Below are 23920 nucleotides of genomic sequence, written 5' to 3' on the forward strand. Positions count from 1 at the left end.
TGTACTCCTGTGGGGGACTTTCCAGAGCCGGAAATTCTACCGGAGTCACGGAAAACCCGCTGCAAGCGAGCCTCCGCGAGACGCGATAGCCTTGTTGCCGCATGGATAAGGCGACAACTATCTTGGCTCACGTGGGCAATAAGGAAAATACGAGGATTGACAGGAAATCTGCAGCACCGAGGCAGCGAAAAACGCATCACATCAGCGATGCCATTCAGATAGATCCATACAATATCGAGATATTTAAATATCTCAAAATCAATAATATTCCCATCCTCAGAAACAATACATTATTATTGAAATCCGATTTCATTTTCATATCGCCATGCAAAACACATATGCATATGGGATACACAACAACCTCACACCTGCAGAGCTATTCTTTTTTGATCGCGGTCGATAAAACCATGGATGAATTGGGAGTTAGTGATGCAGCAGGTGTGGCAATGATACTTGCGGGCTCACGGTTTCTCTCAACACGAGGCAAATTCGCTGGTGCAGTGAAAGGGACTTCGGTTGCTTCGAAGGTGTCTCGCTCACTATTGCCCTATGAGATAAAATATCGAATCTTACCGACGTTCACATCATGGGCCAGTGTAGCGCGATTACGAGTGAAGTTGACGAACCATATTGGTGTATTCGTCGGCCGGGCGATTCCGGGAGTCGGCTGGGCTATTACTGCCTTCGATGTGGCAATGATCGGAAACAAAACGGTTATGGAATACAACCGACGGGTAAAACGTGAGGATCGACTGTAATGGACGATGCGTGGCCCCAACTCCAGAAATTTATACGCGAAGTACGAGCTGCCGGAGCATTTGGACTGGACGAGGAATTAACTCGCGATATGGATCTGTATCATGATCTCGACTGGGAACCACCTAAAATCGTGAACATCATGCGGACGTGGGGTGAACGATTTCACGTCGACCTCAGCGACTTCAATGTCGCCTACTACGTTCCATCCGCGAGTATGCGAAAGCGTGACGTAGTACTGGCTGCGTTGAAGTCGCCGTTCAGCCCGAAGGCGCGAGAATCGCTGGGGGGGCGATCGCTCACACTGGGGATGTTGGAAGAAGCAATGAAGCGGGGGCGATGGGAACAGCGTTAACGACGCACGGCCGCCAGCGCCTGCGCGACACCGACATATTCGGCCACGCTCACATCCTCCGCGCGCCGCGCGAGATCGAAGCCGAGCCCGTCGAAATCGATCGTCTCGCGATAGTCGCCGAGCGTATTGCGCAGCATCTTGCGGCGCTGCGAGAACGCGGCCGTGACGACTTCCCCGAGCAACACAGGATCGACGTCCGGCAGCTCGTGCGGTTCGTACGGAATCATCCGGACGATCGCCGAATCGACCTTCGGCGGCGGCTGGAACGATTCCGGCGGCACGTCGAGCATCTTCTCCATCACGTAGCGATACTGCAGCATCACCGACAGCCGCGAGAACGCCTTCGTGCCCGGCTCCGCGACCATCCGCTCGACGACTTCGTTCTGCAGCATGAAATGCTGGTCGATGACCGCATCGGCGAACGTCATCAGGTGAAACAGCAGCGGGCTGGAAATGTTGTACGGCAGGTTGCCGACGATCCGCAGCGACGGCTTGTCGCCGGGCGCCGCGAGCGAGCGGAAGTCGAACGCGAGCGCGTCGCCGGCGTGCAGCTCCAGCAGCGGGCCGAAACGCTGCTGCAGGCGGCCGATCAGGTCGCGGTCGAGTTCGACCGCATGCAGCGGCGACTCGGGCGTCGCGAGTCGCGCGATCAGCGGCTCGGTCAGCGCGCCGAGCCCGGGGCCGATCTCGACCATTCGCTGGCCGCGCGCGGGGCCGATCGTCGTGACGATCGAGTCGATCACGCCGTGATCGACGAGGAAGTTCTGCCCGAAGCGCTTGCGCGCGAAGTGGCCTTGGTGCTGTCTGCTGTTCGACATCGACTGAGAAAAACGAAAAATACGACGAGTTAGGTCAGGCCTGCGCCTGGGTGCGTCACGACGCGCGGCGATGGCGCGCCATCGCGACGGCCGTGTCGAGGGCGGCGACCATGCTGCCCGGATCCGCGCGGCCCGTGCCGGCCAGATCCAGCGCGGTGCCGTGATCGACCGACGTGCGGATGATCGGCAGCCCGAGCGTGACGTTGATGCCCTCGCCGAACGTCGCATACTTCAGCACGGGCAAGCCCTGATCGTGGAACATCGCGAGCACGCAATCGGCGCCCTCGAGATGGCGCGGCTGGAACAGCGTGTCGGCCGGATACGGGCCGCGCGCGTCGATGCCCTGCGCTTGCGTACGTGCGAGCGCCGGCGAGATCACGTCGATCTCCTCGCGCCCGAGATAGCCGTTCTCGCCCGCGTGCGGGTTCAGCCCCGTCACGAGGATGCGCGGCGCCGCGAGACCGAAGTCGCGCCGCAGATCGCGATCGATGATCACGAGCGTCTCGACGAGCCCGTCGATCGTCAGCGCGGCCGACACGTCCTTCAGCGGCAGGTGCGTGGTCGCGAGCGCGACGCGCAGCGGCCGCTCGCCCGTGCCCGCCAGCATCATCACGACGCGCGGCGTGTGCGTGCGCTCCGCCAGGTATTCGGTATGGCCGGTAAACGGCACGCCGGCATCGTTGATCGTGCTCTTCTGCAGCGGCGCGGTGACGATCGCGTCGAACCGGCCCGCCAGCGCGCCGTCGATCGCGGCATCGAGCAGTCCGAGCACGTAGCGGCCGTTGGCCGCGTCGAGCTTGCCGGCCTGCGCGGGCGCGGCGAGCGGATGATGCTCGACCGACACGGGGCCGCCGCCGGCGAGCACCGCCCGGTCGGCCCCGACGGCCGCCGCGCGCGCGTCGAGCAGCGCGGCGTCGCCGAGCACGGTGAAATGCGCGCCGGGCCAGCGCCGCGCGGCATCCTGCAACGCCTGCACGGTCAGCTCCGGGCCGACACCCGCGGGTTCGCCCGTCGTGATCGCGATCTGCAGCGCGGATGCCGACATGTGAAGCTCGCTCAGTTCGCCGGGCCGACGCCGCCGATCTTGTACTGCACGTAGGACGAATCGCGCAGTTCGCGCAGCCAGTCGGCATACGCCTGCTCGGCCTTGCGCTGGCCGATCGCCTGACGCGCGATATCCATCTGCTGCTGCACCGAGCCTTCCGACTCGCGGCGATCGATCACCTGGATCAGGTGGTAACCGTACTCGGTACGCACCGGCTGGCTGATCTGGCCGTCCTGCAGGTTGTTCATCGCGCGCTCGAATTCCGGCACGGTCTCGCCCGGGCTGATCCAGCCGAGATCGCCGCCCTGCGACGCCGAACCGTCCTGCGAGTAGGTGCGCGCGAACTTCGCGAAATCGCCGCCCGCCTCGACCTGCCGGCGAATGTCCTGCAGCTGCTGACGGGCCTGGCCTTCCGACTTGCCCTCGCCGACGCGCAACAGGATGTGGCGCACGTGCGTCTGGACGATCTTCGGTGCCGCGGCGCTCGTGCCCTGGCTCTGGCGGCGGTCGACGAGACGCACGATCTCGAAGCCGTCCGGCACGCGGATCAGCGTCGGGTTGACCTGGCCCGGGCGCAGCTTCGATGCGGCGTCGACAACCTCGGGCGGCAGCGCGCCCGGCGCCTTGAAGCCGAGGTCGCCGCCCTTCTTCGCGTCGTTCGCTTCCGAATTGTTCTTCGCGAGCTTCTCGAAATCGGCGCCCGACGTGGCCTGCTGGAGCAGCGCTTCGGCCTTCTTCTGCGCGACTTCGATCTCGGCCTGCGGCGCGTTGGTCGGCGCCTTGATGAAGATGTGCTGGAAGCGCAGGTCCTGCTGCTGCGACGCGCTCGGCCCGCGCTGGCTCGCGATGTAGTTCACGACCTCGGCGTCCGACACGGTGATCTTGCCGTCGACCTCGCGCTCGCGCAGCTTCGACAGCATCAGCTCGGTGCGGGCGTCGCTCGTGAACACGCTCCAGGGCACGCCTTGCGCCTCGAGACGCGCGCGATACTGTTCGAGCGTCATCCCGTTCGCCTGCGCGAGGCGCTGCAGCGTGGACTGCACGGTCGCATCGTCGATGCGGATCCCGTCGTCCTTGGCCTTCTGCACCTGGATGCGTTCGAGGACCATCTGGTTCAGCACCTGCGCACGCAACTGGTCGGCCGGCGGCACCGGTGCGTTCTGCTGCTGCAGCCGGCGCGCGATCAGGCCGACGCGCTGGTCGAGTTCGCGGCCCGTGATCACGTCGTTGTTGACGACCGCGACGACTTCGTCGGCGAGCTGCGCGCCTCGCGAACCAAGCGCCTGCGCCGCGGCCGGCGCGGCGGCGAGCAGCGCGGCGGACGCGGCGAGGCTGGACACGACTGCCGCGAAACGAAGGGTTTTCTTCATTGCCACTGATACTCCATTGAAATCGTGCTGACCGGTGCAGACAAGCCGGCGTTACTCGTAGTTACTGAAGCGGGACATCGGCGGCGGCGCGGACGGCAGCGCCGTATAGCCCGGCACCCCGGCGCGGAATGCCGCCACCAGACCGTTGTCGATGCTCGACAGCCCCTTCAACGTCAGCTGCATCATGAATCGCGTCGACGAGTTCTGCTGCCCCGACGAGTTCACGCCGTTCGCGAAGCGCTGGACACCGACGCCGAGCGCCCAGCAATCCGCGTCGTATTGTAAGCCGAGCAGGCCGTCGACGATCCGGTCGGCGGCCAGGTCGTAGTTGAAGCGGCCGACCGCGTACAGGCGGCGCGTGAGCGGCCATTGCGCGGACACCAGGAACTGGTTGATCGGCTGGTTGTCGAGCGTCGTGTTCGCGCGCGTATAGCGGTAGCCGACGTTGATCACGCGACGCTCGCCCGGGCTGAAGCCGAAACCGATGCTCGACTTCACGAGCTGGTTGTTGTTCTGGTTGTACTGGAACGCGGTTTCCGACATGAAGCCGGAGCCGAGCTTGAGCGCGGCACCGACGATCAGGTCCGAGTGGCGCGCCTGCACGGGCGCCTGCACCGAGTTCAGCGTGACGCGCTGATCGGCGAAGTAGTACTGCTGCGCGATCACGAAGCGCGCGCGTTCGTCGCCGGTGCGCGGATCGATGAAGCGCGACGTCAGGCCGGCCGTGATCCGGTTCGCGTCCGCGATCCGGTCGTTGCCGACGAACGTGTTCGGCTGGTAGATCTCCGCGAGGCCGAAGTCGGATTCCGCGGTGTCGAACAGCGGCGCGTTCGACTGGTCGCGATACGGCGTGTACACGTAGTACAGGCGCGGCTCGAGGGTCTGGATGAAGTCCTGGCCGAACAGGCGCACCGAGCGGTCGAAGATCAGGCCCGTGTCGAAGCTCACGGTCGGGATCGACTCGGTGAAGCGCTTCGGGCTGTTCGGCGTGCTCGACGACAGGTAGTTCAGGTCGTACGACGCGAAGTGGTACTGGACCTTCGGCACGACGAAGTAGCCGGGGCCGTACACGCCGTACGCGATGTACGGGTTGAAGACGATCCGGTCGCCTTCGGTCGCATCGGCGGTCGTGATGCGGAACCGCGAATAGTCGGCTTCCGCGCCGAAGTCGAAGCCGCCGACGTTGTACTTCGTGTACTTCACGTTCAACTGCGGCTCGCGACTGTAAGGCGCGATCGACGGCGGCAGCGTCTGCCAGTGCTGGTAGCGCGCGAGCACCGACCACGGGCCGTTGTTGTACGTGAGCCCGGCTTCCTGCTGGTACAGCGTCTGCGTGCCGTTGATGAACTCGTTCGTCGACCCGAGGTCTTCCGGATACGTGTTGTCCGAGACCTTGTTGAAGTAGACGTAGCCGCCGAAGCCGCCGCCGAAGTTCTGCTGGTGCTGCCAGTAGATCGCGTAGCGGTTGCGGTGCGCGAGCCGGTCATCCGGCAGGTAATTGGCCGTCAGCGTGCCGGAATAGGTCGGCGACAGGTAGCGGAACGTCGCTTCGGTCTGCACGCCGCGCCGCGAGATGATGCGCGGCGTGATCGTCAGGTCGCGGTTCGGCGCGATGTTGAAGTAGTACGGCAGCGTCAGCTCGAACCCGTTGTTCGAGTTCATCGAGAACGTCGGCGGCAGCAGGCCGCTGCGCCGCTCGCCCGACAACGGGAACGTCAACCACGGGCTCGCGAAGATCGGCACGCCCTGGAAGAACAGCACGCCGTTGCGCGCGGTGCCTTCGTCGGCGCCCGTATCGAAGTCGAAGCGGCTGCCCTTGATGTACCACGCCGGGTCCGTCGCGCACTGGCACGCGGTGTAGGTGCCGTTGACGAACACCGAGCGCTCGCTGTCGAGCAGGTCGACGCGCTCCGCGCTGCCGGACCCGCCCGTCACGTTGAAGTGGTATTTCGGCGCCGTCATGAAGCCCTGGTTCGCCTCGACCTTCAGATGCGCTTCGGGGCCCGCGAACGACGTGCCGCCGTTGATCACCCGGACCTGGCCGTACGCATCGGCCATGTCGGTATCCTGATCGTAGTGGAGCGCGTCGGCCTTCACGACGGCGTCGCCGCGGCGCAGCTCGGCCGAGCCCTTCGCGGCGAGGTCCTGCTCGGCCGTGCCGCTCGTATGGTCGGCAATCACGAAGGCGGCCGGCTTCGCGCCGTCCTTCAGCGGATGATCCTCGAGCTGCGGGGCGAGACGCAGATCCCACGGCGAGTCGAGCGGCTGCGGCTGCGCGGCCGCGCCCGACAGCTGCGCGTACGACACGGCCGGCACGAGGCCCGGCACGGCCAGGAGCGCGAGCGCGAGCCGCCGTTTGCGCGGCGCCCCGTCACCGGGGAAAACATTCGGGAATAGCGGTTTGGGCGGCATCTATCGTTTGGCGAATCGCCCCTTGTCAACCGCACCGGCGGCACATTCATTCGCGCGCGGCGGCCCACGCCGTCGCACCGCGACTGCGGCTGAGCGCAAACCGGGGAGGCGATCGGGCGGACGGCGCGACAGGCGGCGGGCCTGCGCGGCGCAAGCTGACGCGGGGCGCGTCAAAAAAGTCGTGGGGTATTATATGGCAAGACGTTCCCCCCTCCGCCGAGTTTCATGACGCCCCCATCCGCCGCATCCCAGCCCGACGCACGCCTCGAAGCACTGACCGCGTGGCTGCGCCCGCTCGCCGAGCGCTTCGCCCTCGACCTGTCGACCCTCGCACCCGCGTCGTCGGACGCCAGTTTCCGCCGCTATTTCCGTGTCGCGTCGGCCACGCGCCCCGGCGGCTCGCTGATCGCGGTCGACGCGCCGCCGCCCGAGAAGTGCCGTGAATTCGTCCAGGTCGCGCAGTTGCTCGCCACGGCCGGCGACCACGTGCCGGACGTGCTGGCCCACGATTTCGACGCGGGCTTCATGCTCGTGACCGACCTCGGCCGCACGTCGTACATCTCGGTGCTCGATCCGGCCGATCCGGTCGCGGCACGCCCGCTGATGCGCGACGCGCTCGACGCGCTGATCCGCTTCCAGCTGACGTCGCGGCCGGACGTGCTGCCGCCGTTCGACGAGGCGTTCCTGCGCCGCGAGATGGAGCTGCTGCCCGAATGGTTCGTCGGCCGGCACCTCGGCAGGCCCGTCACCGACGCGATGCGCGGCACGCTCGATCGCACCTTCGCGCTGCTGGTCGCGAGCGCCCATGCGCAGCCGCAGGGCTTCATGCTGCGCGATTTCATGCCGCGCAACCTGATGGTCTGCGAGCCGAACCCGGGCGTGCTCGACTTCCAGGACGCCGTGTACGGGCCGCTGACGTACGACGTCGTGTCGCTGCTGCGCGACGCGTTCATCAGCTGGGACGAGGAGTTCGAGCTCGACTGCTTCGCGTACTACTGGGAACGGGCGAAGAAGGCCGGTCTGCCGGTCGATCCGGACTTCGGCGAGTTCTACCGCCAGCTCGAATGGATTGGGCTGCAGCGCCACATCAAGATCCTCGGCCTGTTCGCGCGCATCAACTACCGCGACGGCAAGCCGCACTACCTGAACGACCTGCCCCGCTTTCTCGCCTATGCGCGCAAGGTCGCGCTGCGCTACCGCCCGCTCGTGCCGTTCGCGAAGCTGCTCGACGAGCTCGAGGGCAAGGCCGCGGCCGACGTCGGCTATACATTCTGACCGCTCTGACCGCTCTCACATTCAGACGAACAACATGAGCACTATCCTCACCACGGCGATGATTTTCGCCGCCGGGCGCGGCGAGCGGATGCGTCCGCTGACCGACGCCCGCCCGAAGCCGCTGCTCGAAGCCGGCGGCAAGCCGCTGATCGTCTGGCAGATCGAAGCACTCGCCCGCGCGGGCATCGAGACGATCGTGATCAACCATGCGTGGCTCGGCGAACAGTTCGAGGCGACGCTCGGTGACGGCTCGCGCTGGGGCGTGCGCCTCGCATATTCGGCCGAAGGCGACGCGCTGGAAACTGCAGGCGGCATCGCGCAGGCGCTGCCGCTGCTCGAGCGCGACGGCCGGCCCACCGTGTTCGCGGGCGTCGCGGGCGACGTGTACTGCACATTCGACTACGGGACGCTCGCCGCCCCTGCCGCTCGAATGGCCACGCTGGATGCGCCCGCGATGCATCTCGTGATGGTGCCGAACCCGCCGTTCCATCCGGACGGCGATTTCGTGCTCCGCGACGACGGCCGGCTCGCGCTCGCCGGCGCCCCGCGCGTCACGTTCGGCAGCATCGGCGTGTACGACACGCGGATGTTCCGCGACATCGTGCCCGGCACGCACCGCGCGCTGTCGCCCTACTTCAGGGCGACCATCGAGGCCGGCCGCGCGACCGGGGAATTGTACGAAGGTATCTGGGAGAACGTCGGCACGCCCGCGCAGCTCGGCGAACTCGACGCGCGGCTGCGCGCCGCGGGCTGATCGTTTCGCGGCCGCCGCCGGGCGACCCGGCGGTGACCGCGCAATGCCGGCCGATTCCGGACGGCCGGCAAACCACCCGCTCGCGCCGCGCGCGGGCAGCCACGCTCACGCGGCTTCGGCCGCTTCCCCGCCCGCCGCCGCGCGCTGTTGCTGCAGCGCCCACATCTGCGCATAGAGGCCGTCCGCGCGTACGAGCTCGTCGTGGGTGCCGCGCTCGACGATCCGCCCGTGATCCATCACGAGAATCTGCTGCGCATGCACGACCGTCGACAGCCGGTGCGCGATCACGAGCGTCGTGCGGTGCCGCGCGATCTGGTCGAGCTCATGCTGGATCGCGCGCTCCGAGCGTGAATCGAGCGCCGACGTCGCCTCGTCGAACAGCAGCACCGGCGGATCCTTCAGCAGCGTGCGCGCGATCGCGACGCGCTGCTTCTCGCCGCCCGACAGCTTCAGCCCGCGCTCGCCGACCGGCGTGTCATAGCCCTTCGGCAAGCTCTCGATGAAGTCGTGGATGTGCGCGGCGCGCGCGGCCGCGATCACTTCGTCGCGACTCGCGGTCGGCCGGCCGTACGCGATGTTGTAGTAGATCGAATCGTTGAACAGCACGGTGTCCTGCGGCACGATCCCGATCGACGCGCGCAGCGAGTCCTGCGTGACGTCGCGGATGTCCTGGCCGTCGATCCGGATCGCGCCGCCCGCCTGCCGGTCGAGATCGTAGAAGCGGAACAGCAGGCGCGACAGCGTCGACTTGCCGGAGCCGCTGTGACCGACCACCGCGGTCGTCGTGCCCGCGTCGATCGTAAACGTCACGTCGTGCAGGATCTGCCGCGACGCCTCGTACGAGAAGTTCACGTGCTCGAAGCGCACCTGCGCGCCGGCCACCGCGAGCGGCCGCGCGTCGGGCGCGTCGGGGACTTCCTTCGCGGCCGCCAGCAGCCCGAACATCCGGTCCATGTCGGTGAGGCTCTGCTTCAGCTCGCGATACACGACGCCGAGGAAATTCAGCGGAATGTACAACTGCAGCATGAACGTGTTGATCAGCACCAGATCGCCGAGCGTCAGCTTGCCCGCCAGCACGCCCTGCGTCGCGCGCCACAGGATGAACACGAGCCCGGTGCCGATGATCGCCTGCTGGCCGAAGTTCAGCACCGACAGTGAGTTCTGCGAGCGGATCGCGGCCTTGCGGTAGCGCTTCAGGTTCTCGTCGTAGCGCTGCGCCTCCCACTCCTCGTTGCCGAAGTACTTCACCGTCTCGTAGTTGATCAGCGAATCGATCGCCCGCGAATTCGCGCGCGAATCGAGCTCGTTCATCGTGCGGCGAAAGTGCGTGCGCCAGTTGGTGACCTTCACGGTGAACACGATGTACGTGACGAGCGCCGCGAACGTCACGTACGCGTAGTACGCCTCGTACTTGACCACGAAGAAGCCGAGCACGAGCCCGACCTCGACGAGCGTCGGCAGGATGCTGTACAGCGAATAGGAAATCAGCTGCTGAATGCCGCGCGTGCCGCGCTCGATGTCGCGCGACATGCCCCCCGTCTGGCGTTCGAGATGGAAACGCAGCGACAGCCCGTGCAGATGCCGGAACACCTGCAGCGCGAGCTGACGCACCGCGCTCTCGGTGACCTTCGAGAACAGGATTTCGCGCAGCTCGGTGAAGAGCGACGTCGACAGCCGCACGAACGCATACGCGACGACCAGCAGGCCAACGCCGCCCGCGAGCACGATGCCGGCCGACTGCTCGGCGCGGCCGAGCGCGGTGAGCTGCTGCACGGCGGACAGGTGATCGACGATGCGCTTCATCACGACCGGCACGCCGAGGTTCGCGACCTTCGCGCCGATCAGGCAGCCGAGCGCGAGCGCGACGCGCCATTTGTAGGTGGCCAGGTACGGCAGCAGCGACCGGATGGTCTGCCAGTCGTTGCGTGGCCCGGTCGGAGCCGGCGCGGGCTCGCCGGAAGCGGAATATCGACGCATGGGGGAAGGATCGGCGGTGCTGCCGGACGCGTGCTGCAGCGGCCGACTCGCCCGCTTTCTCGTACAATTTGCGAACGTTGTATTGTCGCAGAAGCCGCCTCGCGCCGCTGCCGGCGCCCTCGCCGGCCCGGCTGCGCGCGGCGGCATATTCATTACAGGATGAAAGCCCCGCCATGACCGATTCGACCCTCGAACTTCCAGCAAAGCAGCCCGCGCTGCGCGTCGTCCCGCAACCGCACGACGCGAACGTCCACGGCGACGTGTTCGGCGGCTGGATCATGTCGCAGGTCGACATCGCCGGTTCGATCCCCGCGAGCCAGCGGGCGAACGGCCGCGTCGCGACGGTCGCGGTCAATTCGTTCGTGTTCAAGCAGCCGGTGTTCGTCGGCGACCTGCTGAGCTTCTACGCGACCATCATCCGCACCGGCAACACGTCGGTGACGGTCGACGTCGAGGTGTACGCGCAGCGCATGCGCCTGATGGGCGAAATCGTGAAGGTGACCGAAGCGACGCTCACCTATGTGGCAACCGGCCCCGACCGCAAGCCGCGTCAACTGCCGCCGCTCTGATCCGCACGCGCGGCGCCGCAGGCGGCCATCAGTGCGTGGCCGTCAGCCCGAACTCGCGCATCGCCGGCACGAAGTCGTGATTGAGCGTCGGCTTGCGCGACAGCTTCATCAGCACGTAGCGCTGAAACGGCGCGAGCCGCTGCCACTGCGCGAGCGCGGGCGCCGGCAGCCCGGCCAGCGCGCTCTGCTGCACGAGCGCATCCGGCACCGTGTCGGTCGCGCGCCAGCTCGGCTGCTCGTCCGGTTGGAACCACGACGGTTCGAGATCGGCATGCGTGCGCAGCATTTCGAACAGCGCGTGATCGAAATTGGGCTCGATCAGGGTGTCGTCGTCGGCCGGAAAGCGCGCGAGCAGCTTGCGGTCCTCGAGCGGCAGCAGTTGCCACTGCTCCAGCGAAATCCGCAGACCGAAGCGGTCGAGATTGAAACGCACGATCATCGGAATGTACGTCAGGTTTTCCGACGAATCGTGTTCGAAATTGAATAGCAGCGGAGCGTCGCTGAGTCCCATGGTCGTTACCCGAGTGGCGGATGCCGGCGCGGCCGGCCTGCCTGGGGTATTTTAGAACCTCTGCGCGCAAGCGGCGGACATGATCGCCGCCGCCCTGCTTCGAATCAACGGGAGTACTCGTGAATCCGACTGAAACGGAAGAACCGCGCGGCGCGATCGAGCTGTCCGTGCGCCGCACGCGCGGCGGCGCGGTCGAGACGGCCCACGACTACGTCGGCCAGGAATGGCCGGTCGCGCTGGTCTTCAACGGCATCTCGCACGCGGTGATGATGTGCACGCCGCGCGACCTCGAGGCGTTCGCGGTCGGCTTCGCGATCTCGGAAGGGATCGTCGAGCGCGGCAGCGACATCAAGGACATCGACGTGATCCTGCACGCCGACGCGGCGCTGCCGCACGCGGAGGTGCACCTGGAAGTCGTCCAGCAGGCGTTCGCCGCGCTGAAGGACCGGCGCCGTGCGCTCGCCGGGCGCACCGGCTGCGGCGTGTGCGGGATCGAAAGCATCGACCTGCTCGATCTCGCGCCCGAACGGGTGCCCGACACCGGCTTTCTCGCGCGCCTCGCGCCCGACGCGCTCGCGCGCGCGGCCCACGCGCTGCCGGCCCATCAGGCCCTCACGCGGCTCACCGGCGGCCTGCACGCGGCCGCATGGTGCGATGCAACGGGCACGATCCGGATGGCGTTCGAGGATGTCGGCCGCCACAACGCGCTCGACAAGCTGATCGGCTCGCTCGTGCTGGCACGCGCGGACGCGACCGACGGCTTCGTGTTCCTGTCGAGCCGGGCCAGCTACGAGCTCGTGCGCAAGTCGGCGCGGGTCGGCATTCCGATGGTCGCGACGATCTCCGCGCCGTCGTCGCTCGCGATCGAGATTGCAAAGGCGGCCGGCCTGCGGCTCGTCAGCTTCTGCCGCGAAACCGGCCACGTCGATTACGGCACGGCCTGACGCCGGCCGTCCTTGCCGTCCCGGCGCGCCGGCGGGTCGGTGCAGGCGCGGCCCGCCGGGTCAGTCGAACTGACGGAAATCCGGCTTGCGCTTCTCGAAGAACGCCGTCATCGCCTCGCGCGCTTCCGGCGCGCGCAGCATCGCGGAGAAATGGCCGGCTTCCTCGGCGATCCGCGCGGCTACCGCGACCCCGCCCGTATCCTTCAGCAGCGCCTTCGTCACGCGCAGCGACGACGCCGGCAGCGCCGCGAGCTTCGCGGCCTGCTTCGCCGCGAATGCGTCGAGCTCGGCGGCCGGCAGCACGCGATTGACGATGCCGATCCGGTACGCTTCAAGCGCATCGAACGCTTCGCCGAGCAGCAGCTTCTCGGCCGCGACCTGATGGCCGGCCAGCCGCGGCAGCAGCGCGCTCGACGCGGCTTCCGGGCACAGCCCGAGCTGCGCGAACGGCAGCGAGAACGTCGCGACGTCGGCCGCGTAGACGAGGTCGCAGTGCAGCAGCATCGTCACGCCGACGCCGACCGCGACGCCCGGCACCGCGGCGACGATCGGCTTGCTTGCCTGGCTGATCCGCGCAAGAAACTGGAACACCGACGCGTTCTCGTCCTTCGGCGGTGTCTTCAGGAAATCCTCGAGATCGTTCCCCGCGCTGAAGTTGCCATCGCTGCCGCGCAGCAGGATCACGCGGATCGCCTTGTCTTCCTGCGCGTCGGCGAGCGCATCGGCCATCGCCTGGTACATCGCCGCCGTCAGCGCGTTCTTCTTCGCCGGGCGTGCGATCGTGATCGTCATCACGCCGTCGGCGCGTTCCACTTGAATTTCGGCCACAACCGTCTCCTTTGATGTCCTCTACCGGAATGAAAAAACGGTGCGCGAGCTCGTGGCCCGCGCACCGTCGTCGCTTGTCGTCGCGTCCCGCCTACAGGCGTTCGATGATGCCCGCCGCACCCATGCCGGTGCCGACGCACATCGTGACCATCCCGTACTTCAGGTTGCGGCGGCGCAGGCCGTGCACGACGGTCGCCGCGCGGATCGCGCCCGTCGCGCCGAGCGGGTGGCCGAGCGCGATCGCGCCGCCGACCGGGTTGACCTTCGACGGGTCGAGGCCGAGATCGCGGATCACCGCCAGCGACTGCGCGGCGAATGCCTCGTTCAGCTCGATCCAGTCGAGATCGTCCTGCTTCAGGCCCGCGGCCTTCAGCGCGGCCGGAATCGCTTCCTTCGGACCGATGCCCATGATTTCCGGCGGCACGCCGCGCACCGCGAAGCTCACGAAGCGCGCGAGCGGCGTCAGGTTGAATTGCTTGAGCACCTTCTCCGACACGACGAGCAGCGCACCCGCGCCGTCCGACGTCTGCGAGCTGTTGCCGGCCGTGACCGAGCCCTTGTTCGCGAACACCGTGCGCAGCTTCGCGAGGCCTTCGAGCGACGTATCCGCGCGCGGACCTTCGTCGAGCGCGATCTCGCGCGTCTTCACGTCGACTTCGCCCGTCGCGAGGTTCGGGAAACGCTCGGTGAGCGTGTACGCGGCGATTTCGTCGCCGAACTCGCCGGCCTGCTGCGCGGCGAGCGCCTTGCGGTGCGACTCGACCGAGAACGCGTCCTGGTCCTCGCGGCTCACCTTCCACTGCTCGGCGACGCGCTCGGCGGTCAGCCCCATCCCGTACGCGATGCCGAAGTCTTCGCTGCGATCGAAGATGTGCGGCGACATCGACGGCTTGTTGCCCATCATCGGCACCATGCTCATCGATTCGCAGCCACCCGCGAGCATCGCATCGGATTCGCCGACGCGGATGCGGTCGGCCGCCATCGCCAGCGCCGTGATGCCCGACGCGCAGAAGCGGTTGACCGTCACGCCGCCGACCGTCTGCGGCAGGCCCGCGAGCAGCGCGCCCATGCGCGCGACGTTCAGGCCCTGCTCGGCTTCCGGAATCGCGCAGCCGATGATCGCGTCCTCGATCAGCTTCGTGTCGAAGCCGGGCACCTGCGCGACCGCCGACCGGATCGCGTGAACCAGCAGCTCGTCGGGGCGCGTGTTCTTGAAGACTCCGCGCGGGGCCTTGCCGATCGGGGTGCGGCTGGCGGCGACGATGTATGCGTCTTGCAATTGTTTGCTCATTTGAAACTCCTTGGCCTGTCGACCAGAGTTGGCGCTTCAGCGCTTACTCTGGTCCCATGCTATGCACTCGCTCACTCAGTTACGCACCGGCTTGCCGGTCTGCAACATGCCCATGATCCGTTCCTGCGTCTTCTGCGTGCCGAGCAGCTCGACGAACGCACGGCGCTCGAGCGCGAGCAGCCACTGCTCGTCGACGAGGCTGCCGGCTTCGACGTCGCCGCCGCACACGGCTTCGGCGATGCGGCTCGCGATCAGGTAGTCGTGATCGCTGATGAAGCGACCGTCACGCATGTTGACGAGCGATGCCTTGATCGTCGCGATCGCCGAGCGGCCCGCCACCGGCACGTCCTTCGCGCGCAGCGGGGCGCGGTAGCCGACGTCGGCCAGCGCACGCGCTTCCTTCTTCGCGGTGTCGAGCAGTTCGAACACGTTGAAGACGATCGTGTCGGACGGCTTCAGGTAGCCCATCGCGCGCGCATCGTGCGCCGACGACGACACCTTCGCCATCGCCGCGTTCTCGAACGACTTCGTGACGAACTTCAGGATGTCGGTGGTCGCGTTCGCGGCCGTGGCCGCCTCCGCCGCGCGCAGCGCCGCTTCCTTCAGGCCGCCGCCCGCCGGCACGAGGCCGACGCCCACTTCGACGAGACCGATGTAGCTCTCGACGTGCACCACGCGCTTCGCGCTGTGCAGCATCAGCTCGCACCCGCCGCCGAGCGCGATGCCCGACACGGCCGCGACGACCGGCACGTTCGCGTACTTCACGCGCAGCATGCCTTCCTGGAACTTCTTCACGAACGGCTCGATGCCCTTCGCGCCGCCCATCATGAACGCGGGCATCGCCTCCTCGAGGTTCGCGCCGGCCGAGAACGGGCCGCCCGGCGTGCCGAGCTTCAGCGACGTCGGCTGCCAGATCACCACGCCCTTGTAATCCTTCTCCGCGAGTTCGATCGCCTGCACGAGGCCGTCGATCACGCTCGGCCCGATCGTGTTCATCTTCGACTTGAACGACACGATCACGACGTCGTCTTCGCCTGCACGGTCGTCGACCCACGCACGCACTGCGTCGGTTTCGAACAGCGTCTTGCCGTACGTCTTCGGGTCGACGCCGGTTTCGCCGATCAGCGGCGCGCGGAACACCTGCCGGCCGTAGACGGCCAGGTCGGAACGCGGCACGAAGCGCTTCGACGCCGGTGCCCACGAGCCTTCGGCCGTGTGCACGCCGCCCTGCTCGGCGACCGGGCCTTCGAGCACCCACGACGGCAGCGGCGCGTTCGCGAGCGCCTTGCCGGCCGCGATGTCTTCCTGCACCCACTCGGCGACCTGCTTCCAGCCGGCGGCCTGCCAGCCTTCGAACGGGCCTTCGTTCCAGCCGAAGCCCCAGCGGATCGCGAGGTCGACGTCGCGCGCGTTGTCGGCGATCGACTCGAGATGCACGCCGATGTAGTGGAACACGTCGCGGAAGATCGACCACAGGAACTGCGCGTGCGGATGATCCGTCTCACGCAGCAGCTTCAGGCGCTCCGCCGGCGGGCGCTTCAGGATGCGGCCGACGGTTTCGTCCGCCTTCGCGCCCGCATCCACATAGGTGCCCGTCTTCGCGTCGAGCACCTTGATCGCCTTGCCTTCCTTCTTGTAGAAACCGCCGCCCGTCTTCTGGCCGAGCGCGCCCTGCTTCACCAGCTCGGCGAGCACGGCAGGCGTCTGGTAGACCGGGAAGAACGGATCGTCGGCGAGGTTGTCCTGCATCGTCTTGATCACGTGCGCCATCGTGTCGAGGCCGACCACGTCCGCGGTGCGGAACGTCGCCGACTTCGCGCGGCCGAGGCGGCTGCCCGTCAGATCGTCGACTTCATCGAAGCGCAGGCCGAACTTCGCGGCCTCGGTGATCACCGCGAGGATCGAGAAGATGCCGACGCGGTTCGCGATGAAGTTCGGCGTGTCCTTCGCGCGCACGACGCCCTTGCCGACGATGCTCGTCAGGAACGTTTCGAGCTGATCGAGGATGTCGGCACGCGTATGCGCGGTCGGGATCAGCTCGACCAGGTGCATGTAGCGCGGCGGGTTGAAGAAGTGCACGCCGCAGAAGCGCGACTTCAGCTCTTCCGAGAAACCTTCGGACAGCTTCGTGATCGACAGGCCCGACGTGTTGGTCGCGAAGATCGCATTCGGCGCGATGTGCGGCGCGACCTTCTTGTACAGGTCGTGCTTCCAGTCCATCCGCTCGGCGATCGCCTCGATCACGACGTCGCACTCGGCGAGCTTCGCGATGTCGTCCTCGTAGTTCGCGGCTTCGAGGTATTTCGCGTCGTCCTTCACGCCGAACGGCGCGGGCGACAGCTTCTTCAGGTTCTCGATCGCCTTCAGCGCGATCGCGTTCTTCGGGCCTTCCTTGGCCGGCAGGTCGAACAGCAGCACCGGCACGCGCGCGTTGACGAGGTGCGCGGCGATCTGCGCGCCCATCACGCCGGCGCCCAGCACGGCGACCTTGCGAATCAGGAAATTGCTCACGGGATGTCTCCGGATAGTGTCGTGCAGCGCGGGTTGTGAGGGCTGCACGGCGAAGTGAGTACCAGGAACCGTTGCGTCGGGGCGGCGCGCGGCGCGCACCGCCCCGACTCGCGTCAGAACAGCGATTCGTCGACTTCCATCAGCGTCTTCGAACCGGCGCGCGCGGCGCGGATCGTCGCTGCCGTCTCGGGCAGCAGGCGCGCGAAATAGAAGCGTGCCGTCGCGAGCTTCGACTTGTAGAACGGATCTCCCGACGCTTCGTTGTCGAGAGCGATGCGCGCCATGCGCGCCCAGAAGTACGAGAACACCAGATGGCCGACGGTGCGCAGGTACGGCACGGCGGCGGCGCCGACTTCGTCCGGGTTCTGCATCGCCTTCATGCCGATTTCCATCGTCAGCTTCTGCACCTTGTCGCCGATGTCGGCGAGCGGGTTGATGAACTCGGCCATCTCCGGCTTCACGCCTTCGGCTTCCGCGAATTCGGTGACGAGCTTGCCGAACTTCTTCAGCTTCGCGCCCATGTCGCCGAGCACCTTGCGGCCCAGCAGGTCGAGCGACTGGATCGAGTTCGTGCCTTCGTAGATCATGTTGATCCGCGCGTCGCGCACGTACTGCTCCATGCCCCACTCGGAGATGAAGCCGTGGCCGCCGTAGATCTGCATCGCGTGGTTGGTCGACTCGAACGCGTTGTCGGTCAGGAACGCCTTGATGATCGGCGTGAGCAGCGCGACGAGGTCGGCCGCTTCCTTGCGCACCGCTTCGTCACCGTGCGACAGTTCCTTGTCGATCTGCAGCGCGGACCAGTACGTGAACGCGCGCGCGCCTTCCGCGTAGGCCTTCTGCGTGAGCAGCATGCGACGCACGTCCGGGTGCACGATGATCGGGTCGGCCGGCTTGTCCGGTGCCTTCGGGCCCGTCAGCGAGCGCATCTGCAGGCGTTCCTTCGCGTATGCCAGCGAGTTCTGGTACGCGACTTCCGTCAGGCCCAGGCCCTGCATGCCGACGCCGAGACGCGCGGCGTTCATCATCACGAACATCGCGTTGAGGCCCTTGTTCGGCTCGCCGACCAACCAGCCCTTCGCGTTGTCGAGGTTCATCACGCACGTCGAGTTGCCGTGGATGCCCATCTTGTGCTCGATCGAGCCGCACTTGATGCCGTTGCGCTCGCCCGGCTCGCCCGCGGCGTCCGGCACGAACTTCGGCACGATGAACAGCGAGATCCCCTTCGTGCCTTGCGGCGCGTCCGGCAGGCGCGCGAGCACGAGGTGGACGATGTTCTTCGACATGTCGTGCTCGCCGCTCGAGATGAAGATCTTCGTGCCGCTGATCGAGTAGGAGCCGTCGCCGTTCGGCTCGGCCTTGGTGCGCAGGATGCCGAGGTCGGTGCCGCAGTGCGGCTCGGTCAGGCACATCGTGCCCGTCCATTCGCCCGACACGAGCTTCGGCAGATATTGCTGCTGCAGTTCCGGCGCGCCGTGCGCGTGCAGGCATTCGTACGCGCCGTGCGACAGGCCCGGATACATCGTCCATGCCTGGTTCGCCGAATTCAGCATTTCGTAGAGCGCGTTGTTCACGAACGCGGGCAGGCCCTGGCCGCCGTAGTCCGGATCGCAGCCGAGCGCCGGCCAGCCGGCCTCGACGTACTGCCGGTACGCTTCCTTGAAGCCGGTCGGGGTCTTCACGACCCCGTCGCCTTCATACGTACAGCCTTCGCGGTCGCCGACCTGGTTCAGCGGGAACAGTACCTCGGAGCAGAACTTGCCCGCCTCCTCGAGAACCTGGTTGATCGTGTCGGCGTCGAGGTCCGCATGCCGCGGCATTTGCTTGACCTCGGCTTCGACGTTCAGAAGCTCGTGCAACACGAATTGCATGTCGCGCAGCGGCGCGGCGTACTGTCCCATGACTCTCTCCAAAGTGGGCAAACGGCTCGAGCTCCTGGCGGGCGGGTCACGCGCCGCTAACGGCTCTCGCTCTGATACGAAACGATCGTCTTTTCCAGCGCGGCCCACGTGAGGCGCACGGCATCCGGCGAATGCAGGAAGCGTGCGTCGTGATGCAGGCCGAGCGTGAAGCTGTACAACTCGAAGAGCATCAGGTCCGGATCGGTATCCGCACGCAGATGGCCTTCTTCCTTCGCCTGCGAAATGGCACGCAGCATCGCGGCACGCCAGGCCGTCACGCTTGCGATCAACTGCTCGCGCACGGGGCTGTCAGGCCGGTCGTCGTACTCGACGGCTCCGCTGATGTAGATGCATCCGGTCGTCACCTCCTGGATGCGCTTCTCCGTCCAGCGAGCCAGCATCGCCCGCAGGCGCGGCAAGCCTCGCGGCTCGCGCAGGCTCGGAAAGAACACCTCGTTTTCAAAACGATGGTGATATTCACGGACGACCTCGACCTGGAGGTCTTCGCGCGATCCGAAGTGCGCGAACACACCGCTCTTGCTCATCTGCATGCGCTCGGCCAGCAGGCCGATCGTCAGCCCCTCCAGCCCGTCACGGCTAGCGAGGTCCAAAGCAGCTTCGAGTATCGCGGCACGCGTCTGTTCGCCTTTTCGCATAGCTTTTTCTTAACCGTTCGGGGGTTCGAATAAAATCGAACGGCCGTACTATTATTGAGTGCGGCCGCTCGCGAAACAAGGAAATTATTAGAAACCGGTGTCTAACCGAGCCGCTATTTTGCGCGATTCCGGCGGGGCCGGAGCGACTTTTCCGCACGAACGTGCGGACAGATTTTTTGAAGCGGACGCTTAGTCGTAACCGCCGACCGTCAACGCCTTCATCACGACGCGGTACGTGTTGTACGCGAGCCAGTTCAGCATACGCTCGATGCGCGGCCGCGCGGCGTAGCGGGCGGCGTCGATCTCGCGGCCTTCGGCGAACGCGATCGTGATCGCGTCGCGCAGCTCGTTGGTGAGCGCATCGTAGCGCACCAGCACGACATTGGCCTCATTGTTGAGCATCAGGCTCAGCGCGTCCAGATTCGACGAACCGACCGTCGCCCAGTTATCGTCGATCACCGCGACCTTGCCGTGCAGGATCGTCTTGTCGTATTCCGCCACGCGCACGCCCGCGCGCAGCAGCGCGTGATACAGGAACGGCACGGCCGTATCGAGCGCCGTGAACTCGTTGCGGCCGATCAGGATCCGCACGTCGACACCGCGCCGCGCGGCCCCCGTCAGCGCACGGCGCAGCTTGCGGCCCGGCATGAAATACGGGTTCGCGAGCAGGATCCGCTGTCGCGCCCGCCCGATCGCGGCGAGATACGCCTTCTCGATCGCGCGGCGGTTCACGACGTTGTCGCGCGCGACGAACGCGACGCTCGGCTCGGTGACGACCCGCAGCGCACCGGCCTTGATCCATCGGTGGCTGCGCATCCAGCGCCGGAACATGTCCGGGAACGCCTCGCCGCCGTGCAGGCCGGCCGCGTACTGCGCGTACGGCTTGTGGCCGAACTGGATCCGGTGCCATTGCAGCTCGAACGCGGCGCGCACGTCCGACACCGCCGGCCCGGCCATCTCGACCGCGAAATCCCAGCGCGGAAATGGCAGCGTCGCGGTGCCCTGCGTGTAGTCGTCGACGATGTTGATGCCGCCGCAGTACGCGACCGCATGATCGATCACCGCGAGCTTGCGGTGCGTGCGCGAGAAGCCGAAGCGGCCGAACAGGAAGCGGTTGTAAATACAGTGCTCGACGCCGGCGTCGGCCCACGTGTCGAACAGCGGCAGGCGCGCGGTGCCGACGCCGTCAGTGATCACGCGCACGCGCACGCCGCGCTGCGCCGCCCGGATCAGCGCATCCGACACCGGGCGGCCGGCCGCATCGTCACAGAAGATGTAGGTTTCGAGCATCACCTGCTCGCGCGCCGCCTCGATCCGCTCGATCAGCGCGTGGAAGAATTCGCCGCCGGTCGTGCACAACCGCACCGTGTTGCCGGCGGTGAATGCGAGCCGCGACGCGGAGCCGCGTTCCTGCAGGAACATCTGCCGCAATTGCGCGAAGCGCTTGCGGGTTTCCGAATTCATGCGGACGAGCCGTGCGGCGCCCGCGCGAGCGACACGCGCACGGGCAGTTGCAGGATCGCCTCGGCGTTCGACGGCGAGTAGCAGCGCGCGGCCGCTTCGCGGTACGGCAGCCATGCATGGTCGACATGCTCGCGCGGCGACAGCGTCACGTCGACGCGGTGCGGCACGCACAGGCCGAACCAGTGCTCGACGTTGCGCGTGACGCCCGGCCCATAGCGATGCAGGTATTGCGGATAGATCGTGTATTCGATCTGGTGGTGCCAGTCGATCAGCGCGGTGGCCGGCACGTCGTGCGTACCGACCAGGATGCCGGTTTCCTCGGCGACTTCGCGCGCGGCCGTGAGCGCGAGCGGCTCGTCGAGCGCGTCCTTCGATCCGGTCACCGATTGCCAGAAATCGGGCTGGTCGGCACGCTTGATCACCAGCACGTCGAGTTCGGGCGTGTAGATCACGACGAGAACGGATTCGGGAATTTTCGGCGGCTTCGTCATCTTTGTTTCATGCGGCACAGGGCCGTGCGCCGGGCCTGTGCCCGAACGTGCGGCAAGTGCTGCGACTGTACCGCAAAAAACGAAACAGGCGCATCGCGGCGCCTGTTTCGTTGGGGTGTCGTGCGCGCGTCACCGTGCACACGACCTGCGATACGCGTTACGCCTTCGGCTGTTCCGGCTGACGCAGACGGATGTGCAGTTCGCGCAGTTGACGCTCGTCGACCGGGCTCGGCGCCTGCGTGAGCAGGTCCTGCGCACGCTGCGTCTTCGGGAACGCGATCACGTCGCGGATCGAGTCGGCACCGGCCATCATCGTGACGATGCGGTCGAGACCGAACGCGATACCGCCGTGCGGCGGCGCGCCGTACTGCAGCGCGTCCAGCAGGAAGCCGAACTTCAGCTGCGCTTCTTCCGCGCCGATCTTCAGCGCGCGGAACACCTTGCTCTGCACTTCCTCGCGGTGGATACGCACCGAGCCGCCGCCGATTTCCCAGCCGTTCAGCACCATGTCGTACGCCTTCGCGAGGCAGCGGCCCGGATCGGTCTCGAGGTATTCGAGGTGCTCGTCCTTCGGGCTCGTGAACGGGTGGTGCGCCGCGACGTAGCGCGCATCTTCGTCGTCGTATTCGAACATCGGGAAATCGACGACCCACAGCGGCTTCCAGCCGGCCTGGACGAGGCCGTTCGCCTTGCCGAATTCCGAATGACCGATCTTCAGGCGCAGCGCGCCGAGGCTGTCGTTGACGACCTTCGCGCGGTCGGCCGCGAAGAAGATGATGTCGCCGTCTTCAGCACCGGTGCGCTCGAGGATCGCCGCGATCGATGCGTCGTGCAGGTTCTTGACGATCGGGCTCTGCAGGCCGTCGCGGCCCTTCGCCTTCTCGTTGACCTTGATCCACGCGAGGCCCTTCGCGCCGTAGATGCGCACGAATTCCGTGTAGCCGTCGATGTCGCCGCGCGACAGCTCGCCGCCCTTCGGCACGCGCAGCGCCGCGACACGGCCGTCCTTCGCGTTGGCCGGCGTGCTGAACACCTTGAAGTCGACGTCCTTCATCGCGTCGGTCAGCTCGGTGAATTCGAGCTGCACGCGCAGGTCCGGCTTGTCCGAACCGAAACGCGCCATCGCTTCCGAGTACGGCATCACCGGGAATTTCGCGTCGAGTTCGACGTCGATCGTCGTCTTGAAGATGTGACGGATCATGTCTTCGAACAGGTCACGGATTTCCTGCTCGCCGAGGAACGACGTCTCGCAGTCGATCTGCGTGAATTCCGGCTGGCGGTCGGCGCGGAGGTCCTCATCGCGGAAGCACTTGGTGATCTGGTAGTAACGGTCGAAGTTCGCGACCATCAGCAGCTGCTTGAACAGCTGCGGCGACTGCGGCAGCGCGAAGAACTGGCCCGCGTTCACGCGCGACGGCACGAGGTAGTCGCGCGCGCCTTCCGGCGTGCTCTTCGTCAGCATCGGCGTTTCGATGTCGATGAAGCCCTGCTCGTCGAGGTACTTGCGCGCTTCGATCGCGACGCGGTAGCGCAGGCGCAGGTTGTGCTGCATCTGCGGACGGCGCAGGTCGAGCACGCGGTGCGTGAGGCGCGTTGTTTCCGACAGGTTGTCGTCGTCGAGCTGGAACGGCGGCGTGACCGACGCATTCAGCACGTTCAGTTCGTGACACAGCACTTCGATCTTGCCGCTCTTCAGGCCGGCGTTGACCGTGCCTTCCGGACGGTTGCGCACGAGACCCTTGATCTGCACGCAGAACTCGTTGCGCACGCCTTCGGCGGTCGCGAACATTTCCGCGCGATCCGGGTCGCACACCACCTGCACGAGGCCTTCACGATCGCGCAGGTCGATGAAGATCACACCGCCGTGATCGCGGCGGCGCTGCACCCAGCCGCACAGCGACACGGTTTGGCCCAGCAGGTGTTCGGTCACGAGACCGCAGTATTCAGTACGCATCGACATGATGTTTGCTTTCGTTCGGTTTGATCAACGGG

At 66.4% G+C, this 23920-nt stretch carries 19 protein-coding genes and 1 pseudogene; 6 read left to right on the forward strand and 14 right to left on the reverse strand.

Translation table 11 applies throughout. From position 1 onward, the window contains the following. Positions 1 to 325: 325 nt before the first annotated feature. A pseudogene (locus FFI87_RS14235) lies at positions 326 to 758 on the forward strand (STM2901 family protein). After that, entirely contained in the window at positions 758 to 1111 is a 354-nt protein-coding gene (locus FFI87_RS14240; RefSeq protein WP_138847178.1) for a DUF1493 family protein, read from the forward strand. The pseudogene FFI87_RS14235 and the gene FFI87_RS14240 overlap by 1 nt, the downstream one beginning before the upstream one ends. On the opposite strand, the gene rsmA is transcribed toward FFI87_RS14240, so the two are convergent. The 4 genes from rsmA to FFI87_RS14260 are packed head-to-tail and all read right to left on the reverse strand — an operon-like array spanning position 1108 to position 6756. Continuing rightward, a complete protein-coding gene (gene rsmA, locus FFI87_RS14245) occupies positions 1108 to 1929 on the reverse strand; it encodes a 16S rRNA (adenine(1518)-N(6)/adenine(1519)-N(6))-dimethyltransferase RsmA (RefSeq protein WP_012364673.1) in 822 nt (273 codons plus the stop codon). The two genes, FFI87_RS14240 and rsmA, sit on opposite strands and share 4 nt — an antisense overlap. Before the next feature lie 55 nt (positions 1930 to 1984). After that, positions 1985 to 2974 carry a 4-hydroxythreonine-4-phosphate dehydrogenase PdxA gene (gene pdxA, locus FFI87_RS14250; protein WP_138847177.1) on the reverse strand — a complete coding sequence of 330 codons (990 nt, stop codon included), beginning with the start codon at positions 2972 to 2974 and terminating at the stop codon, positions 1985 to 1987. Positions 2975 to 2985: 11 nt separating this feature from the next. Beyond that, the gene (locus FFI87_RS14255) at positions 2986 to 4344 is read right to left on the reverse strand and encodes a peptidylprolyl isomerase (protein ID WP_105785012.1); all 1359 of its coding nucleotides are present in this window, start codon (positions 4342 to 4344) and stop codon (positions 2986 to 2988) included. Between the two features lie 51 nt (positions 4345 to 4395). Further along, entirely contained in the window at positions 4396 to 6756 is a 2361-nt protein-coding gene (locus FFI87_RS14260; protein ID WP_138847176.1) for an LPS-assembly protein LptD, read from the reverse strand. Positions 6757 to 6981: 225 nt separating this feature from the next. On the opposite strand from FFI87_RS14260, the gene FFI87_RS14265 reads away from it, so the two are divergent. Then, positions 6982 to 8031, forward strand: coding sequence for an aminoglycoside phosphotransferase family protein (locus tag FFI87_RS14265; protein ID WP_138847175.1), 1050 nt, complete (start codon positions 6982 to 6984; stop codon positions 8029 to 8031). A 34-nt stretch (positions 8032 to 8065) separates the two neighbouring features. Continuing rightward, positions 8066 to 8785, forward strand: coding sequence for an N-acetylmuramate alpha-1-phosphate uridylyltransferase MurU (murU, locus tag FFI87_RS14270; protein ID WP_138847174.1), 720 nt, complete (start codon positions 8066 to 8068; stop codon positions 8783 to 8785). A 105-nt stretch (positions 8786 to 8890) separates the two neighbouring features. Here murU and FFI87_RS14275 read toward each other — a convergent pair whose 3' ends face one another. Next, positions 8891 to 10762 (reverse strand): ABCB family ABC transporter ATP-binding protein/permease, encoded by a 1872-nt coding sequence (locus tag FFI87_RS14275; RefSeq protein ID WP_012364679.1) that lies wholly within the window; start codon positions 10760 to 10762, stop codon positions 8891 to 8893. A gap of 173 nt (positions 10763 to 10935) precedes the next feature. Between FFI87_RS14275 and FFI87_RS14285 the strand changes: the two genes are divergently transcribed. Beyond that, on the forward strand, positions 10936 to 11331 hold the full coding sequence (locus FFI87_RS14285; RefSeq protein WP_012364680.1) for an acyl-CoA thioesterase: 396 nt from the start codon (positions 10936 to 10938) through the stop codon (positions 11329 to 11331). A gap of 28 nt (positions 11332 to 11359) precedes the next feature. Here FFI87_RS14285 and FFI87_RS14290 read toward each other — a convergent pair whose 3' ends face one another. Beyond that, on the reverse strand, positions 11360 to 11842 hold the full coding sequence (locus FFI87_RS14290) for a nitrate reductase associated protein (RefSeq protein ID WP_006751492.1): 483 nt from the start codon (positions 11840 to 11842) through the stop codon (positions 11360 to 11362). Positions 11843 to 11961: 119 nt separating this feature from the next. On the opposite strand from FFI87_RS14290, the gene fdhD reads away from it, so the two are divergent. Continuing rightward, complete coding sequence (gene fdhD, locus FFI87_RS14295) at positions 11962 to 12786, forward strand: formate dehydrogenase accessory sulfurtransferase FdhD (protein WP_012364681.1); 825 nt, start codon at positions 11962 to 11964, stop codon at positions 12784 to 12786. A 60-nt stretch (positions 12787 to 12846) separates the two neighbouring features. Here the strand turns inward: fdhD and FFI87_RS14300 are convergent, their stop codons facing one another. From FFI87_RS14300 to aspS, 8 genes are all read right to left on the reverse strand, one after another. Further along, complete coding sequence (locus FFI87_RS14300) at positions 12847 to 13614, reverse strand: enoyl-CoA hydratase (RefSeq protein WP_138847172.1); 768 nt, start codon at positions 13612 to 13614, stop codon at positions 12847 to 12849. Between the two features lie 91 nt (positions 13615 to 13705). Next, entirely contained in the window at positions 13706 to 14905 is a 1200-nt protein-coding gene (locus tag FFI87_RS14305; protein ID WP_011657892.1) for an acetyl-CoA C-acyltransferase, read from the reverse strand. Positions 14906 to 14980: 75 nt separating this feature from the next. Then, positions 14981 to 17416, reverse strand: coding sequence for a 3-hydroxyacyl-CoA dehydrogenase/enoyl-CoA hydratase family protein (locus FFI87_RS14310; RefSeq protein WP_138847171.1), 2436 nt, complete (start codon positions 17414 to 17416; stop codon positions 14981 to 14983). Between the two features lie 113 nt (positions 17417 to 17529). After that, positions 17530 to 19317 carry an acyl-CoA dehydrogenase C-terminal domain-containing protein gene (locus FFI87_RS14315; protein WP_012364684.1) on the reverse strand — a complete coding sequence of 596 codons (1788 nt, stop codon included), beginning with the start codon at positions 19315 to 19317 and terminating at the stop codon, positions 17530 to 17532. A 56-nt stretch (positions 19318 to 19373) separates the two neighbouring features. Continuing rightward, on the reverse strand, positions 19374 to 19973 hold the full coding sequence (locus FFI87_RS14320) for a TetR/AcrR family transcriptional regulator (RefSeq protein ID WP_006751498.1): 600 nt from the start codon (positions 19971 to 19973) through the stop codon (positions 19374 to 19376). 189 nt (positions 19974 to 20162) lie between these two features. Next, entirely contained in the window at positions 20163 to 21437 is a 1275-nt protein-coding gene (clsB, locus tag FFI87_RS14325) for a cardiolipin synthase ClsB (protein ID WP_138847170.1), read from the reverse strand. After that, entirely contained in the window at positions 21434 to 21928 is a 495-nt protein-coding gene (gene nudB, locus FFI87_RS14330) for a dihydroneopterin triphosphate diphosphatase (RefSeq protein ID WP_126228487.1), read from the reverse strand. Before nudB ends, clsB begins: the two co-directional genes overlap by 4 nt. Before the next feature lie 157 nt (positions 21929 to 22085). Further along, positions 22086 to 23888, reverse strand: a complete 1803-nt coding sequence (gene aspS, locus FFI87_RS14335) for an aspartate--tRNA ligase (protein WP_006477843.1) — start codon at positions 23886 to 23888, stop codon at positions 22086 to 22088. Positions 23889 to 23920 lie beyond the last annotated feature (32 nt).

Origin of the sequence: Burkholderia sp. KBS0801, assembly GCF_005937855.2 — a bacterium.
Classification (GTDB): domain Bacteria; phylum Pseudomonadota; class Gammaproteobacteria; order Burkholderiales; family Burkholderiaceae; genus Burkholderia; species Burkholderia ambifaria.

What these genes read in the sequence shown, in the direction of transcription:
- FFI87_RS14290 (WP_006751492.1), bottom strand. Translation starts at nt 11,842, where the DNA reads ATGGGACTCAGCGACGCTCCGCTGCTATTCAATTTCGAACACGATTCG.
- FFI87_RS14240 (WP_138847178.1), top strand. Translation starts at nt 758, where the DNA reads ATGGACGATGCGTGGCCCCAACTCCAGAAATTTATACGCGAAGTACGA.
- FFI87_RS14285 (WP_012364680.1), top strand. Translation starts at nt 10,936, where the DNA reads ATGACCGATTCGACCCTCGAACTTCCAGCAAAGCAGCCCGCGCTGCGC.
- FFI87_RS14320 (WP_006751498.1), bottom strand. Translation starts at nt 19,973, where the DNA reads ATGCGAAAAGGCGAACAGACGCGTGCCGCGATACTCGAAGCTGCTTTG.
- FFI87_RS14260 (WP_138847176.1), bottom strand. Translation starts at nt 6,756, where the DNA reads ATGCCGCCCAAACCGCTATTCCCGAATGTTTTCCCCGGTGACGGGGCG.
- FFI87_RS14315 (WP_012364684.1), bottom strand. Translation starts at nt 19,317, where the DNA reads ATGGGACAGTACGCCGCGCCGCTGCGCGACATGCAATTCGTGTTGCAC.
- FFI87_RS14305 (WP_011657892.1), bottom strand. Translation starts at nt 14,905, where the DNA reads ATGAGCAAACAATTGCAAGACGCATACATCGTCGCCGCCAGCCGCACC.
- aspS (WP_006477843.1), bottom strand. Translation starts at nt 23,888, where the DNA reads ATGTCGATGCGTACTGAATACTGCGGTCTCGTGACCGAACACCTGCTG.
- FFI87_RS14265 (WP_138847175.1), top strand. Translation starts at nt 6,982, where the DNA reads ATGACGCCCCCATCCGCCGCATCCCAGCCCGACGCACGCCTCGAAGCA.
- clsB (WP_138847170.1), bottom strand. Translation starts at nt 21,437, where the DNA reads ATGAATTCGGAAACCCGCAAGCGCTTCGCGCAATTGCGGCAGATGTTC.
- nudB (WP_126228487.1), bottom strand. Translation starts at nt 21,928, where the DNA reads ATGACGAAGCCGCCGAAAATTCCCGAATCCGTTCTCGTCGTGATCTAC.
- rsmA (WP_012364673.1), bottom strand. Translation starts at nt 1,929, where the DNA reads ATGTCGAACAGCAGACAGCACCAAGGCCACTTCGCGCGCAAGCGCTTC.
- FFI87_RS14255 (WP_105785012.1), bottom strand. Translation starts at nt 4,344, where the DNA reads ATGAAGAAAACCCTTCGTTTCGCGGCAGTCGTGTCCAGCCTCGCCGCG.
- pdxA (WP_138847177.1), bottom strand. Translation starts at nt 2,974, where the DNA reads ATGTCGGCATCCGCGCTGCAGATCGCGATCACGACGGGCGAACCCGCG.
- murU (WP_138847174.1), top strand. Translation starts at nt 8,066, where the DNA reads ATGAGCACTATCCTCACCACGGCGATGATTTTCGCCGCCGGGCGCGGC.
- FFI87_RS14275 (WP_012364679.1), bottom strand. Translation starts at nt 10,762, where the DNA reads ATGCGTCGATATTCCGCTTCCGGCGAGCCCGCGCCGGCTCCGACCGGG.